Below are 14,619 nucleotides of genomic sequence, written 5' to 3' on the forward strand. Positions count from 1 at the left end.
TATAAGTAGAATCAATACAAGAAGCTATTTTAATTTCATATAGTTATGTAAATTAATAATTTGTCAAAGTACCTTATAGCGATTAAAATGATTTACACTTTTAAATTATCCCCAAAAACCAGAGAATTTAACTTATGCCTATATTTTATCTTCTTATTGCAGTGATTGTTTTACTTGCTGTAGTAACTGTTGTTAAAGCCATTACCATTGTGCCGCAAGGATACCAATATACTATTGAGCGTTTTGGTAAATATACTCACACTCTTGAACCGGGTTTAAATATTATTATTCCTTTTATGGATGGTGTAGGTCGTAAAATCAATATGATGGAACAAGTGCTTGATATTCCATCTCAAGAAGTCATTTCTAAAGATAATGCTAATGTGCAAATTGATGCAGTTTGCTTTATTCAAGTACAAGATGCCGCAAGAGCCGCTTATCAAGTCAATCAACTTGAACGTGCTGTGATTAATCTTATGATGACTAACATTCGTACCGTACTCGGTAGTATGGAACTTGATGAGATGTTATCGCAACGTGACCACATTAACTCAAAATTACTGAGTATTGTTGATGATGCAACCAGTCCTTGGGGCATTAAAATCACCCGTATCGAAATCCGAGATGTGCGCCCACCAGCAGAGTTGATTGCAGCCATGAATGCACAGATGAAAGCTGAGCGTAATAAGCGTGCTGAAATCCTAGAAGCTGAGGGGATCCGCCAAGCTGCTATTTTACGTTCAGAGGGTGAAAAACAGTCAGAAATTTTAAAAGCCGAGGGTGAAAAACAAGCCGCATTTTTACAAGCTGAGGCTCGTGAACGTGCAGCAGAAGCGGAAGCAAAAGCAACACAAATGGTTTCGGATGCGATTGCCGCTGGTAATATTAATGCAATTAACTACTTTGTTGCCCAAAAATATACTGAGGCATTACAACAGATCGGCGCTTCAGATAACAGCAAAGTGGTAATGATGCCGCTTGACGCTTCATCGCTGATGGGAAGCATTGGCGGTATTGCGGAATTAATTAAAAATTCTAAATAATCGGTATTAAATTAAGTTTAAGTAACACAAATTTCCTAGCTGACAACCAATTAGCTAGGAGATAATTGAAAAATATATTTCAATCAATAAATGAAAGGTAAAACCAATGTCTGATTTTTTAATGGTTATTTATGATTCTCCTCACTGGGTTTTTATCGCTTTAGGCGGTCTTTTGCTGATTGCTGAACTATTAGGAACGGGCGGATATGCACTCTGGAGTGGAATTGCAGCCATTGCTGTTGGTTTAATCGCTTGGATTTTACCTTTATCTTGGCCTATTTTATGGATCCTTTTTTCTATTTTCACTCTTACTTCAGCTTATATTTGGTGGGTTGTATTAAAAAAACGAGATCACAATCAATCACGAAAAAATCAGATCAATCAACCTCAACAGGAGTTAATTGGCATTAAAACGGTTGTTACCGATGCGATTATTAATGGTTCAGGGCGAGTTAAAATTAAAGATGGGACTTGGTCAGCAAGATGTGATAAAGATCTCGATGTTGGTCAATCAGTTGAGGTTATTTCAATTAATGGTTTAACTTTGCATGTAAAACCATTAAATCATGAGTGATACTGTATTGGTTGAATTAATCAGAAACAATTTAATTACAATACGCGTCATTGACGCGTTTTTTTATGGTCATAATCGCAAAATACTCAATAATTAAAACGAGTATTTGTTCGGTAAAATTCTCTTAATTCATACATTCGAAACTAAATATTATTATGTTATTTTGATAATTAAATCCCGATGCCCTAGACAAGAATATCCTCATTAATTGCCTAAGATGAAGCCTAGTGTTTTAAATTATTAGACTAAAAATGATATTTTTTATAACGAATAATTTAAAACTGATATATAAATTTATCTTTGGGTTTGGGTCACTAAAAAATTGGTATTGGTATTGGTATTGGTATTTTAAGTAGTCGATTCCGTTAAAAGTTGTTCTAATATTTCATAAACAAGTAATACCCGTTTAGGGGTAATTGTTTGATTTGGCCTGTAAAGATAAAATGACCATATTTCATTTTCGTAATTATCGAACACAACGACCAGCTCTCCTGAGTCAAGATAATGCTGGCAATCTTGGCGAGCAATCGGCGCAAAAATTCGACCTGCTAATGTAGCTTGCAGTAAGCTCTTTAAATCGGTAGTAACGACACAAGGATTGACCAGAGGTATTGGCAAATCACCTATAATCCAATCCCATGCTTTACCAGTACTTGAATTAAAAATATTCCCTACAGGAAATTTTTGTGCCAATTCAAATATATCTTTTGGCAAACCTGTTTGGGTGATAAGTTTAGGTGATACAACAATCGGCTCTTGCATAACATAGATTTTTCTAGCAATCCAATGTTCGTTGGGCGTTTTACTAATGCGAATACCGATATCGATTTGGTCGTCTACAGCTTTAAGAATTTCAAAATCCGTCCGCCATTCGATATTAATCTGTGGATATGGAGCCAGTGCGGTCAATAATTGGTATAGAATTCGGTCGAAATATGGATACGGTGGTAAAGTGATTCGAACTGTACCACGTAATTCATCTTTTGCATTTTTGGGCGAACCAAATAACTGCTCTTCTTCCTGCAAAAAATTCACCGCTTTAGGCATAAACGACTCGCCAAAATCAGTCAACATAATGCTTCGGGTATTTCGCTTAAATAGTGGTTCGCCCAAATCATCTTCCAATTTGGCAATCATTCGGGTGATCACCTGTGGTGAAACAGAAAATTGCGCAGCGGTTTTTTTAAAACTCAATACTTCTGCCGCTACTACAAAATATTTCAACGCATCTAAACGATTCAATTCATGATCTCATTTTTTGGAATTGTGTTTTCTTATTTTAGTCATTTTAAGAGATCATTCTGTAGATTACAATGTAATCGATAGCTTTATAAAAAAGCAACTATCTAATAAAACAACCTCATTTTTAGATAATGGATAAGGATTCAATTATGAACACATTAATTTCTCGACGTAATTTTTTAAAATTGTCTGCCACTGTCGGAGTAGGCATGGTGTCTGCTCGTACTGCTCATACTGCCCCAATTATCCCAACCGCCCAAATGAAATATCACTACACAGGCGGTAATGTAAAAACAAAAGCCTACGCCGCTTTTGATGAATCGGGAGAACTGCGTCCATGGGAGTTTGAACGTCGTCCTGTTGGAGATAATGATATATTAATCGAAATCAAATACGCCAGCATTTGTCATTCAGATATTCATCAAGAAAAAGGCGACTGGGGCAAAATGACCTATCCACAAGTACCGGGTCATGAGATCGTGGGCATTGTTGTTGCCGTAGGGAAAAATGTGACCAAATTTAAAATAGGCGATCGTGCAGGGGTCGGCTGCATGGTTGATTCTTGTTTAGAATGTGAAAGCTGTAAAAATGGTTTAGAACAACATTGTGACAATGACCAAACGCTATTCACCTATGGCAATCCAGACAACCGTGAGCCAACCTCAATCACTCAAGGCGGTTATTCCAGTCACATTGTAGTACGCGATCATTTTGCGGTACATATTCCCGAAAACATTAAACTACAAGAAGCCGCACCATTATTGTGTGCTGGCATAACAACATATTCGCCATTAATGAAATACAAAATTAATAAGGGTGACAAAGTCGGCGTTGTCGGCATTGGAGGTTTAGGACATTTAGCCGTGAAAATTGCTATTGCCAAAGGAGCCAAAGTCTATGCCTTTACTACTACGGCTGAAAAAGAACAAGATATCCGTAATCTTGGTGTAGAAGAAGTGATTTTAGTCGATGACCTTAGTAAATTACAACCTTATAAAGGCAAATTAGATTATATGATTGCTACCGTGCCAGAACAATTTGATGCAGCACAATACGCGGCAACTGTGAAACCATTCGGCTATTTTACCGTGGTCGGAATGGGGAAAAATTTTATGCTTGATATTAGCAATATTGTAATGTCACAGTCGCGGGTGAATTTTAATGCTTCACTGATTGGTGGTATTGCTGAAACTCAAGATCTTTTGGAGTTCTGTTCTCAAACAGGAGTGCGCCCACAAATTCAAATGATCAGCGCTAATCAAATTAATCAAGCATGGAAAGATGTGGTAGCGAAAAAAGCACGCTTCCGTTATGTAATTGATGCCGCCACCATTTAGATTAAATTAGCAAATTAAAGGTAATACGTATCATCAAACATCATTAAACCCAAAAGTCGTATTAAATTAACGGTTTTTGGTTTTAGGATACAAAGAGATGGCTTTCCGATAGTATAAAGCTTCACGAAAAAAGCAGGAAAAGTTCACATCATTGGCAAGATTTTTGATGTTGCTTTTATCCGGATGAGTTAATAATCACTAAACCAAAAATTGAAGAAATCTTTCTAAAAAATAGAGCATTATCCATTACATGCAAGATAGGATTAGGCAACGAGCAAAAGCGTCAACATGGAAATCTTTCCAAGAAAATCATATTAGGGAAAAGTAAATAGCAATCTATTTTTGAATCGGTAAATTTATTTATAAAAAATGCTCATCAATCGATATTGATTGATGAGCATAAAATGAAAATTGATTATTTATCACTGTCATCAGGATGCCTGATTAATAGAACATCCTAATGATGATTAACTAATGTGACATAGACGTTTTTACACCACCTTCAGGAATAGGGACATAAGCGGTTTCTTTATCGGTTCTATGTTTGTTATTACGAACTTTTAAAGCTGTCTTAATACCAAAGAAGATAATGCTATAAACAACAACCAAGAATAGAATGCTTAAGCCTGCATTAGTATAATTGTTGATTACAATATGGTGCATGTTATCAATTTGCTGTTGCGTTAATGAACCGCCCTCAGCGATACGACGTTTATACTCGCTTGCTAAATAGAAGAATCCTTCTAATTGCGGATCATTACTGAATAATTTCAATGCTAATGCCCATGTTGTACAAATTAATAACCATATTGCTGGAATAACTGTTACCCAGACATATTTGGCTCGTTTCATCTTAATTAATACAACGGTTGCAAGCACAAGCGCAACAGCCGCTAACATTTGGTTAGAGATACCAAATAATGGCCATAGGCTCTTAACACCACCTAATGGATCGACAACGCCTTGATAGAGTAAATAACCCCATAAACCAACACAACCTAATGTACCGATAAAGCCTGCTACAAGCGAATCTGTTTTTTTCAAGAATGGTACAAAATTACCTAATAAGTCTTGTAACATGAAGCGACCAGATCGCGTACCTGCATCTAATGCAGTAAGGATAAACAGTGCTTCAAATAAGATCCCAAAATGGTACCAAAAGCCCATATTGGCACCCGGAAGAATTTGATGGAATACATGAGCAATCCCCACTGCTAACGTTGGTGCACCACCAGCACGATTTAACACAGATGGTTCACCAATATCTTTTGCCGTTTGTAGGATTTCTTCAGGTGAAATAACAAATCCCCAAGAACTTACCGTTGCAGCAGCATGTGTTGTGACATCCTTTAATTGTGCCAAAATCACTGGTGCTTCATCAGTCCCAAGTTTATGCAAATCTGGCATGGTGATACCTAACGCCGCTGGCGGAGTATTCATTGCAAAATAGAGGCCCGGTTCAATAATTGATGCTGCAACTAAAGCCATCATTGCCACGAAAGATTCCATTAACATTGCACCATAACCAATAAAACGTGCGTCGTTTTCATTAGCCAATAATTTCGGTGTAGTACCTGATGAAATCAGTGCATGGAATCCCGAAACCGCACCACAAGCTATGGTAATAAATAAGAATGGAAACAACGAACCTTTCCAAACAGGACCCATGCCATCGACATATTGAGTAACATCTGGCATTTTTAAATTAGGATTTAAAATAACAATACCTATTGCTAGACCAACAATTACTCCAATTTTTAAGAAAGTCGCTAAATAATCGCGCGGTGCTAAAATTAACCATACAGGTAACATGGCAGAAACTAAAGCATAACCCACAAGAACAAAGGTGATAGTGGTCGCCTTGAAGGTTAATGCCGGTCCCCAATAAGGATCACTAGCAATAACGCCACCAAACCATATTGATAAGATTAATAACACAATACCAATAACTGAAACTTCTAGAACTCGTCCCGGCCTTAGGAATCGCATATAAATACCCATAAATAAGGCAATTGGTACAGTTGAACAGACGGTAAACACCCCCCAAGGACTTTCAGCTAATGCATTAACAACAATTAATGCTAATACGGCTAGTATAATTAACATAATTAAAAAACAACCAAACAAAGCAATGGTTCCCGGAAAAGGCCCCATCTCTTCTTTAATCATTTCACCCAATGATGAACCATTACGGCGTGAAGATAAGAATAGAACCATAAAGTCTTGCACCGCACCAGCAAAAACGACCCCAGCAAGTAGCCAAAGTGTTCCCGGTAAATAACCTACTTGTGCAGCAAGAACAGGACCGACGAGAGGACCGGCACCTGCAATAGCAGCGAAATGGTGACCAAACAAGACATATTTATTCGTTGGCACAAAGTTTAAACCATCATTATTAATAACTGCCGGAGTTGCGCGAGTCGGATCGAGTTGCATGACTTTTGAGGCGATATACAAACTGTAATAACGATATGCAACAAGGTAAATTGATACCGAAGCGGCAACAATCCAAAGTGCACTAACATGTTCACCACGCCTTAAGGCAACAACAGCAAGGCAACATGCTCCAATAAGGGCCAAGATTAGCCATGGAATATGCTTAAAGACTTTATTATTCATAATAATTCTCTTTATAAGTTTAAAATTAATTAGTTTGATACTTTAGTCCATCAAAACAGATGCTATTTAACGATTGTTACGAATGATTAATAAAAAATTTTTAACATTACTCAAAGATTAAATCCACATAATTTCAATGGATTAATATATCAACTAACGGTCCATTTACGTTCGAGAATATAGTAATTTTTAACTTGTAAAAATAGTAATAATATTTAAGTTTCAGGTTAGATTAAGACTATGAGTGGTCAAAATTAGACACTAAGCGGTAAAACATTTTTGGTAAAACATCTACCCGTGAAGTATGCTTATATCCAATTGTTATAGACCTAACTTTTCTTTAAGGCATTTTAAATAACGGCGACTGACAGGAACAGATATATCGTTGATAAAAATGACATCCACACCGCCCGCATCATTAAAACGGATTTCTTTCAGTTTTTTTAAATTAACTAGGTATTGCCGATGACAACGTATTAAAGGTGTTTTGTCTTCAAGTGTTTTTAAGGTTAACTCAGTAAAATATTCATTATTGGATTGATTAAAAACATAAATTCCGCTGATTTTCGATGAAACATAAAAGACATCTTCTAAATTTAACAAGTAAATTCGATTATGACCAACACATGGAATGTATTTTAAATCCTGATTCACTTCTTTTAATTGATTAGTATTTCCGGATAAACATTGGTGATGTAAACGATATAAAGTTTTATTTAATCTTTCTTGTTCAACCGGTTTAAGTAAATAATCAAAAGCTTGTTCCTCAAATGCCTTGATAGCAAATTCGCCATAAGCCGTTAAAAATACAATCCTAGGCATTGTTTGTGGATCAAGCATAGATAACATTTCAAAACCGTTTATTTTGGGCATTTGAATATCCAAAAAAACAACATCTGGTTGCAGCCGATGAATTTCACGGATTGCTTCCATCGCATTATTACATTCAGCAATAATAGATATTTGAGGATCATTTTCTAATAAGCAACGTAAATTTTCACGTGCAGGTAATTCATCATCGACAATAATAACTTTTAGCATTGAACATTCGTATCCTTTTGCAAAGGCAAGGTTAACATTACTTTAGTATATTCATCTGGTTCACATTCTATCTTGATACCATATTTTTCACCATAACGAATCTTAATTCGTTTATCGACAAGATTAAGTCCTAATCCTTTGTTATCTTTTTTATTTTCACAGTAATTACCAGCATTATCAATCACTTCTAATATTATCGATTGCCTATTGGCATGAGCGCGAATAATTACTTTTCCTTCACCTATCAATTGTGAAGTACCATGTTTTATTGCATTTTCAACAATGGGTTGTAATGAAAACGCGGGCAATTGAACAAATTCGAATTCGGTTGGAATATCGAATTCGATAGTCAACTGATCCATAAATCGCATTTTTTCAATTTGCAAGTAAGCATTAATATGCTCAAGTTCATCTTTTAAAGAGACTATCTCTTCTGTTCTTTTTAAATTTTTTCGAAAAAAAGTAGACAGATTTTGAACTAATTGCGAGGCCTGCGTTTTGTCACGACGTATGACGGCAAGTAAAGTATTTAACGCATTAAATAAAAAGTGAGGATTGACTTGCGCATGCAGTAATTTAATTTCTGTTTTATAAAGCAGTTGTTTGTAGTGTTCATTCTGACCTGCTAAAATTTGTGCAGACAGTAGACTAGCTATACCTTCGCCAAGAGTTCGATTTATTGAACTAAATAAGGTATTTTTTGCTTCATACAATTTAATTGTACCAACAACGGTATTGTTTTCACCTCGAAGCGGTATAACCAAAGTTGAACCTAAACGACAATTTTTACTTATTGAACATTGATAAGGTTGATGAGCCCCATCAAGATATTGTACTTCATTTCTTTCGATCGCCTCTAAAGTGCTATTGGATGTTATTAATGTGCCAGGTTTATGATGATCATCACCAATACCAATAAAAGCTAATATTTTTTCTCGATCGGTGATCGACACCGCGCCTATATCAAGTTGTTGATAAATAATTTCAGCAACTTTGGTACTATTACGTTGATCAAAACCATCACGTAATAAACCTTCTGTACTGACAGCAATTTTTAATGCTTTAGCTGAGAAAGCTGAAGTATATCTTTCAAATATTGCCCGTCTATCTAATAAAATCCGCATAAACATCGCGGCGCCAATACTATTGGCAACAATCATGGGGGCAGCAATACTTCTGATAGCATGCGAAACGACATCAAAAGGTCGAGAGATGACAAGCACTAACACCATTTCAAGTGATTCTACCAATAATCCTAAAATACCCACTAAAAAAGGATTATAAATAAGATCGACCCGCCCTTTTTTCATTAATACATAGTGGAGCAGACCACTTAATAGACCCGTTAAAATTGTTGATAACATACAACTTTCGGCAGTAATGCCCCCCATCAAATAGCGATGGAATCCACCAGTGATGCCCACAAGAAACCCAACTATAGGTCCACCAAGGAGTCCACCTAAAATAGCGCCTATAGCACGGGTATTGGCAATCGTATCTTCAATATGTAAGCCGAAATAGCTTCCCATAATACAAAATAAAGAAAAGATAAAATAGCAAACTAATTTGTGAGGTAAATGCACAGTAACTTGCATAAGAGGAATAACAATGGGTGTTTTACTTAGTAAATAAGCAATCACTAAGTAAACACACATTTGTTGTAGTAGCTGTAATACAAGATCAAATTCAAACATAATATTGCTACCAAATCGAAATCATCAAAAATTTCGATAAAAGATTACTAATTTATTTGTCTAATAAAGTAAACGTCTTTTTATTATGAGTTGTCGAGTCAGAGCCAATGAACACATTAAATTTACCAAGTTCGGCAACATATTGCATTTTATCATGTTATATTTAATTACAAATTTTATTTGTCCTTTTTCATGCGGTTTTAAAGTAATATTTTCAAAACCAACAAGTTGTTTGACTAGACGGCTCACCGACGCCGTTATGTCTTGTAGATACAATTGTACGGTTTGGATTCCTAGTTTATCAACAATGTTTTCAATATTAGCGGTTACAACTATTTCACTGTCCTTTGTCATCTCTGTGCTGGATAGAACAAAATCAATGTTGAAATCGGTGTAACTCAAACCAAAACCAAATGGAAATAATGGTTCGTTAGAGCTGTCAAAGTAGGAAGTTGTATATTTACCCATGTTTTTAGTCCCCCTTGGTCGCCCAGTGTTTGAATGGCTGTAATAAACGGGGATCTGTTCAATATTATAAGGAAAAGACATAGGTAATTGACCTGAAGGATTATAATCACCAAACAATACATCCGTGATAGCATTACCGCCTTCTGCGCTTAAATATCAAGTATCAAGCATAGCATAAGCTTGGTATATTCGTTGAAGAAAATCTTATTCTATACCGAGTTGATTTTCATATTTAAGGCGCTTTAACTATAATTATTTTAATTTTTCATACTAAAACGTAGTGTTAACCTCAAACTTTTTGACAATAATAAATTGAATAGTTTAAAGGTTAACTTTGCCGACTAATGTCGACAAAAATAGATGTTAATTTTGATTAATCCCTAAAATTAGTAAACTGGAATGGTTGCCCAAATTCTCCATTTCGAACTAAAGCCATAGTGGCTTGTAAATCATCTCGAGATTTACCTGTAACACGAACTTGCTCACCTTGTACTTGAGCCTGCACTTTTATTTTACTATCTTTGATAGCCTTTACAATTTTCTTAGCTAACTCTTTATCAATCCCTTGTTTAAGCTTGACAGTAATGCTGTATAATTTTCCACTGTGTTCCATCTCCTCTGGGATTTCTAAAGCACCACCATCAATACCACGCTTGGCTAACTTATCACGTAAAATATCCAGCAACTGTTGCACTTGGAAGTCAGATTGACTCGTTGCCTTGATCGTTTCATTTTTTTCATTTAATTCAAACGATGCTTCAACGTTTTTGAAATCCCAACGGGTTGCCAACTCTCGCGTAGCATTTTCGACACCGTTTTTAACCTCAGGCATTTGAATTTCAGAGACAATATCAAAAGAAGGCATAGACTCTCCTCTTAGAGTGATTATAAATATGATTAAATTTAAGAATGAATAAAATATTTGCCGCCTTTCTAATGAGGCGGCATATAAAGACGATGGCAGCTAAATTAATCGATGGTACGTAGTAGCTCGTTAATACCTACTTTACCTAAAGTTTTTGCATCAACTTTTTTAACAATTACTGCACAATATAGGCTATATTTGCCATCTTTGGTTGGTAAGTTACCGGATACCACCACTGAACCAGCTGGTACGCGACCGTAATGGACTTCGCCTGTTGCACGATCATAGATTTTAGTGCTTTGACCAATAAATACGCCCATTGAAATTACGCTACCTTCTTCAACAATTACACCTTCAACAATTTCACTACGAGCACCGATAAAACAGTTATCTTCAATAATTGTTGGGTTAGCTTGTAATGGTTCTAATACACCACCGATACCTACACCACCAGATAAATGAACATTTTTACCAATTTGCGCACAAGATCCAACGGTTACCCAAGTATCAACCATTGTACCTTCATCAACGTATGCACCAATGTTGACATAAGATGGCATTAACACAGTATTGCGTGCCACATAAGCACCTTTACGCGCAATAGCCGATGGTACAACACGAAAACCTTCCTGTTGGAATCGCGCTTCATCATAATCAGCAAATTTTAATGGTACTTTATCGTAATAATTGGTTGCACCACCATCAATAAGTTGATTTTCATTAATACGGAAAGAGAGCAACACCGCTTTTTTTAACCATTGATGAGTCACCCAATCACCATTAATCTTTTCTGCAACACGCATTTTACCGCTGTCTAATAAAGCGATACATTGATTAATTGCGTCACGTGTTACTGTATCAACATTTGAAGGAGTGATTTCCGCGCGGCGTTCAAAGGCTGCGTCGATAATAGTTTGTAATTGTTGCATCTCGAGTTTCCTTTACTTATAAGTCCGTTAGTAAATATAAAATGGATAAACAGTATAATATAATCTGTCTTGCTTTTTAAGTGGTTTGTCAACAGGAGTAAGTACAGCAAGAAAAAAATAAAATTTATTTGGAATAAATCACACAAAATTTTCCTAACTAAAAAACATTTGATGAGTAAATTGTAGAATCATTTATATCCATTTTAAGCACAAAACTATTATGCATACTCAAGGATTTTCATTACTCGAACTTTTGATAATTATAGGTATTAGCTCTATTGTTGCAACGGTAGGCATTCATCATTGGAAAGCAATTGCACTTCGTAATGAATTAGTTTCAACAACACAACAATTAGCTTACTTTTTAAATGAAGTTCAAGTTAAAGCTTATACTGAAAATCAAAATTATAAACTTTTTGTTTTTTCATCCCCATGGTGTTTAACCATTACCTCAGAAGAACGCCTTGCATCATGTAAACAAGGTGAATTACATTTTATCAAACCGAATAATTCTGTAGAAATTACTGGATTAACTGAGAAAAAACTTATTTACTTTTGGGGAAGACGCAATATGGCACAATCATTTTCCTTAGAACTCTCTAATGAGATTGGTAAAAGTAAGGTTTTTGTATCCTATCGTGGACGCATTCGATTTTGCCAGTTGAACAGTTATTTACCTAGTTTACCACCATGTTAAAAGAGTTAGGATTTTCATTACTTGAAATGCTAATCAGCATTACGTTAACAAGCATGATTATTATTAGTGCAACCTCTTTTTATTATCAATTACAACAAAATACATTGCATTATTATCAAATAACGCGTTTACAACAAGCTGTTGATCAAGCATTAATTGGTTTATCAAAAGACATCAAACGAGCGGGGTTTATCGCCGATGATCCGCATAAAATGAAAAACAACGCCCTAGAGATTGTGAACGCTCAAAATTGTATGATTATCCGATATGACAGTGAAATCCGCCATGATTGGGTCTACGATCCATGGAACTTGAACAATTCTGATATTTTTACCTATCGCTTTAAAAATAATAATGTTGAATACAAAACAGGTGCAGTGAATTGCAAAGAGACTAAGTGGGAAAAATTATTTGACCCTGCTGAAATTAAAGTAACGAAATTCGATATTAAACAAAAAAATAACACTATTGAATTATTGATAGGAGCAGAACTAAAAAAACAGAAACACGTTAAATATCAGGTGACTAAAATAATTAAAAATGAAAACCTATCAAATACTGAATCAAAATAATGAAAACGGATTTAGCGCGATTATAATGGTCGTTATCTTAATGGTCGTTGGATTACTATTATTAACTGGTTTTAATCAACTATTGATTTCCTGGCATAAAACCATTGCTATGGAAACTCGCTATTATAAACGATTCAATCAAGCCAGTTCGGCATTAAATTGGGCGTTAACGCAAGATTGGCAAACACCAACCGATCAGTGGCAATGCTTAAAAGACACAAAATACCAATTAAAAGCTTGTGTAAAAAAATCACAATTAAAAGTGGATAATTATCAACTTTTACGAGGCGAGGCTGACGGTTTCTTTTTATATTCTCTTGCACATTTCAAGGGGACAAAACTGGTTGTAGAAAAAGGTCATTGGTTAGATTACTGTCCTGAAAAAAGGAGTAGTGATTGTGAATAATAAAAATAGTATGGGTTTTAGTTTAATTGAATTAATGATAGCAAGTTTACTATTTTCAATAATTATTCTTGGTTTTACAGGCTTCCAAAAAACACTTATTCATCAGCATCATTATCTTTCTAATCGGTTACAAGCAGAACAAATAGCATTTGAACTCCTTGAAAGTTATCCGGATATTGCTAACCATATCATTCCAAATGGTTGGCAATATACTTTACAAAGTGATCCATACAATAGTAGATGCAAAATGGTTTTAGTTACTGTTACACCGAACAATCTTAAATCAGTAAAACAAAAACGGCTATTTTGTAATTAACTATCGATATTGAATACTGAAAATATTGAAATTATACATCATCAGATGAGCAATTTAACCAATCATGTAGAAGTTGCAAAACTTGTTGTGTTTTTTCAGCATGTACATTATGCCCTGCACCTTCTATCGTAACAATTTTAGCATTAGGAAATTGAGCATAAATTGTATCTTGATATTTGTCGGCTAAATAAACCGAATTCCCTCCACGAATAAATAAAATTGGTTTTAAACAGGGCGAAGCGGATGGTATGGTTTGCCAGTCGCAAATATTAGCATATTGATCATTGATAGTTGGTAAATTAAATAACCAATGTTGGTTTTTGTAAGATTTTAATAAAAATAAACAAGTCGCTTCGCTAAGACCGGCTTCTTGCATAACTGCCATAATTTGCTTTCTATCGGTGATTTGGTTATTAAGGCAATACATTAAAGTTCTTAATATAATGGCATTGGGCGAACTGCTATATTTTACTGGTGCAATATCAATTACAACGATTTTTTGGATGAGCTGCGGTATGACTTGTGATAATTGCATCGCTACTTTGCCCCCCATAGAGTGACCAATTAAAATTATGTCTTTTAATTGAAGTTCATGACAAAGGTCAGCTACATCTTGCGCCATAGCGGGATAATTTATTTGATCAGACCAAGGAGATTGCCCATGATTGCGCAAATCAACTTGAATTGTTTGAAAATCAGATACCAGATCTTTAGCTAACATATTTAAATTATCTAAACTACCAAATACACCATGCAGAAAAACAATTGGCTGCCCTATACCTTGCAATTTATAATTTAATTTCATATTCCAACTTA

At 35.3% G+C, this 14,619-nt stretch carries 15 protein-coding genes; 7 read left to right on the forward strand and 8 right to left on the reverse strand.

Translation table 11 applies throughout. The features are described from left to right. Positions 1-134 precede the first annotated feature (134 nt). Together AC5LW9_RS11005 and AC5LW9_RS11010 are read left to right on the forward strand one after the other, a co-directional pair. Entirely contained in the window at positions 135-1,043 is a 909-nt protein-coding gene (locus AC5LW9_RS11005) for an SPFH domain-containing protein (protein WP_493455892.1), read from the forward strand. 106 nt (positions 1,044-1,149) lie between these two features. Next, positions 1,150-1,617: an NfeD family protein gene (locus tag AC5LW9_RS11010; protein WP_198227118.1), complete on the forward strand. Its 468-nt coding sequence runs from the start codon at positions 1,150-1,152 to the stop codon at positions 1,615-1,617. Between the two features lie 348 nt (positions 1,618-1,965). Here AC5LW9_RS11010 and AC5LW9_RS11015 read toward each other — a convergent pair whose 3' ends face one another. Beyond that, on the reverse strand, positions 1,966-2,859 hold the full coding sequence (locus AC5LW9_RS11015; RefSeq protein WP_493455893.1) for a LysR family transcriptional regulator: 894 nt from the start codon (positions 2,857-2,859) through the stop codon (positions 1,966-1,968). Between the two features lie 149 nt (positions 2,860-3,008). Here AC5LW9_RS11015 and AC5LW9_RS11020 point away from each other — a divergent pair, with 149 nt between their 5' ends. Beyond that, positions 3,009-4,196 carry an NAD(P)-dependent alcohol dehydrogenase gene (locus AC5LW9_RS11020; RefSeq protein ID WP_493455894.1) on the forward strand — a complete coding sequence of 396 codons (1,188 nt, stop codon included), beginning with the start codon at positions 3,009-3,011 and terminating at the stop codon, positions 4,194-4,196. A gap of 471 nt (positions 4,197-4,667) precedes the next feature. Here the strand turns inward: AC5LW9_RS11020 and AC5LW9_RS11025 are convergent, their stop codons facing one another. The 6 genes from AC5LW9_RS11025 to dapD form a co-directional block, all read right to left on the reverse strand. Beyond that, positions 4,668-6,815: a carbon starvation CstA family protein gene (locus AC5LW9_RS11025; protein ID WP_493454394.1), complete on the reverse strand. Its 2,148-nt coding sequence runs from the start codon at positions 6,813-6,815 to the stop codon at positions 4,668-4,670. A gap of 321 nt (positions 6,816-7,136) precedes the next feature. After that, a complete protein-coding gene (gene btsR / locus AC5LW9_RS11030) occupies positions 7,137-7,856 on the reverse strand; it encodes a two-component system response regulator BtsR (protein ID WP_198235766.1) in 720 nt (239 codons plus the stop codon). Beyond that, positions 7,850-9,550 (reverse strand): LytS/YhcK type 5TM receptor domain-containing protein, encoded by a 1,701-nt coding sequence (locus AC5LW9_RS11035; RefSeq protein ID WP_493455895.1) that lies wholly within the window; start codon positions 9,548-9,550, stop codon positions 7,850-7,852. The genes btsR and AC5LW9_RS11035 overlap by 7 nt, the downstream gene beginning before the upstream one ends. Positions 9,551-9,610: 60 nt before the next feature. Next, a complete protein-coding gene (locus AC5LW9_RS11040; protein ID WP_493455896.1) occupies positions 9,611-10,135 on the reverse strand; it encodes a fibronectin type III-like domain-contianing protein in 525 nt (174 codons plus the stop codon). Between the two features lie 256 nt (positions 10,136-10,391). Next, positions 10,392-10,883, reverse strand: a complete 492-nt coding sequence (locus AC5LW9_RS11045) for a YajQ family cyclic di-GMP-binding protein (protein ID WP_025316067.1) — start codon at positions 10,881-10,883, stop codon at positions 10,392-10,394. Between the two features lie 104 nt (positions 10,884-10,987). Beyond that, entirely contained in the window at positions 10,988-11,812 is an 825-nt protein-coding gene (gene dapD / locus AC5LW9_RS11050) for a 2,3,4,5-tetrahydropyridine-2,6-dicarboxylate N-succinyltransferase (RefSeq protein WP_065738760.1), read from the reverse strand. Between the two features lie 220 nt (positions 11,813-12,032). On the opposite strand from dapD, the gene AC5LW9_RS11055 reads away from it, so the two are divergent. From AC5LW9_RS11055 to AC5LW9_RS11070, 4 genes are read left to right on the forward strand one after another with little or no spacing between them, the layout of a single operon-like run. Next, positions 12,033-12,509 carry a prepilin-type N-terminal cleavage/methylation domain-containing protein gene (locus AC5LW9_RS11055; RefSeq protein WP_086326310.1) on the forward strand — a complete coding sequence of 159 codons (477 nt, stop codon included), beginning with the start codon at positions 12,033-12,035 and terminating at the stop codon, positions 12,507-12,509. Further along, positions 12,503-13,081: a prepilin peptidase-dependent protein gene (locus tag AC5LW9_RS11060; protein ID WP_493455897.1), complete on the forward strand. Its 579-nt coding sequence runs from the start codon at positions 12,503-12,505 to the stop codon at positions 13,079-13,081. The genes AC5LW9_RS11055 and AC5LW9_RS11060 overlap by 7 nt, the downstream gene beginning before the upstream one ends. Next, complete coding sequence (locus tag AC5LW9_RS11065; RefSeq protein WP_144091584.1) at positions 13,050-13,487, forward strand: DUF2509 family protein; 438 nt, start codon at positions 13,050-13,052, stop codon at positions 13,485-13,487. The genes AC5LW9_RS11060 and AC5LW9_RS11065 overlap by 32 nt, the downstream gene beginning before the upstream one ends. Further along, positions 13,480-13,803, forward strand: a complete 324-nt coding sequence (locus tag AC5LW9_RS11070) for a type IV pilus modification PilV family protein (RefSeq protein ID WP_086326307.1) — start codon at positions 13,480-13,482, stop codon at positions 13,801-13,803. The genes AC5LW9_RS11065 and AC5LW9_RS11070 overlap by 8 nt, the downstream gene beginning before the upstream one ends. A 31-nt stretch (positions 13,804-13,834) precedes the next feature. On the opposite strand, the gene AC5LW9_RS11075 is transcribed toward AC5LW9_RS11070, so the two are convergent. Beyond that, positions 13,835-14,608, reverse strand: coding sequence for an alpha/beta fold hydrolase (locus AC5LW9_RS11075; protein ID WP_493455898.1), 774 nt, complete (start codon positions 14,606-14,608; stop codon positions 13,835-13,837). Between the last annotated feature and the right edge of the window lie 11 nt (positions 14,609-14,619).

The sequence above is a fragment of the Gilliamella sp. LMG 34360 genome, assembly GCF_984568995.1.

What these genes read in the sequence shown, in the direction of transcription:
- AC5LW9_RS11005 (WP_493455892.1), top strand. Translation starts at nt 135, where the DNA reads ATGCCTATATTTTATCTTCTTATTGCAGTGATTGTTTTACTTGCTGTA.
- AC5LW9_RS11055 (WP_086326310.1), top strand. Translation starts at nt 12,033, where the DNA reads ATGCATACTCAAGGATTTTCATTACTCGAACTTTTGATAATTATAGGT.
- dapD (WP_065738760.1), bottom strand. Translation starts at nt 11,812, where the DNA reads ATGCAACAATTACAAACTATTATCGACGCAGCCTTTGAACGCCGCGCG.
- AC5LW9_RS11045 (WP_025316067.1), bottom strand. Translation starts at nt 10,883, where the DNA reads ATGCCTTCTTTTGATATTGTCTCTGAAATTCAAATGCCTGAGGTTAAA.
- AC5LW9_RS11075 (WP_493455898.1), bottom strand. Translation starts at nt 14,608, where the DNA reads ATGAAATTAAATTATAAATTGCAAGGTATAGGGCAGCCAATTGTTTTT.
- AC5LW9_RS11035 (WP_493455895.1), bottom strand. Translation starts at nt 9,550, where the DNA reads ATGTTTGAATTTGATCTTGTATTACAGCTACTACAACAAATGTGTGTT.
- AC5LW9_RS11025 (WP_493454394.1), bottom strand. Translation starts at nt 6,815, where the DNA reads ATGAATAATAAAGTCTTTAAGCATATTCCATGGCTAATCTTGGCCCTT.
- AC5LW9_RS11010 (WP_198227118.1), top strand. Translation starts at nt 1,150, where the DNA reads ATGTCTGATTTTTTAATGGTTATTTATGATTCTCCTCACTGGGTTTTT.
- AC5LW9_RS11020 (WP_493455894.1), top strand. Translation starts at nt 3,009, where the DNA reads ATGAACACATTAATTTCTCGACGTAATTTTTTAAAATTGTCTGCCACT.
- AC5LW9_RS11065 (WP_144091584.1), top strand. Translation starts at nt 13,050, where the DNA reads ATGAAAACCTATCAAATACTGAATCAAAATAATGAAAACGGATTTAGC.
- btsR (WP_198235766.1), bottom strand. Translation starts at nt 7,856, where the DNA reads ATGCTAAAAGTTATTATTGTCGATGATGAATTACCTGCACGTGAAAAT.
- AC5LW9_RS11060 (WP_493455897.1), top strand. Translation starts at nt 12,503, where the DNA reads ATGTTAAAAGAGTTAGGATTTTCATTACTTGAAATGCTAATCAGCATT.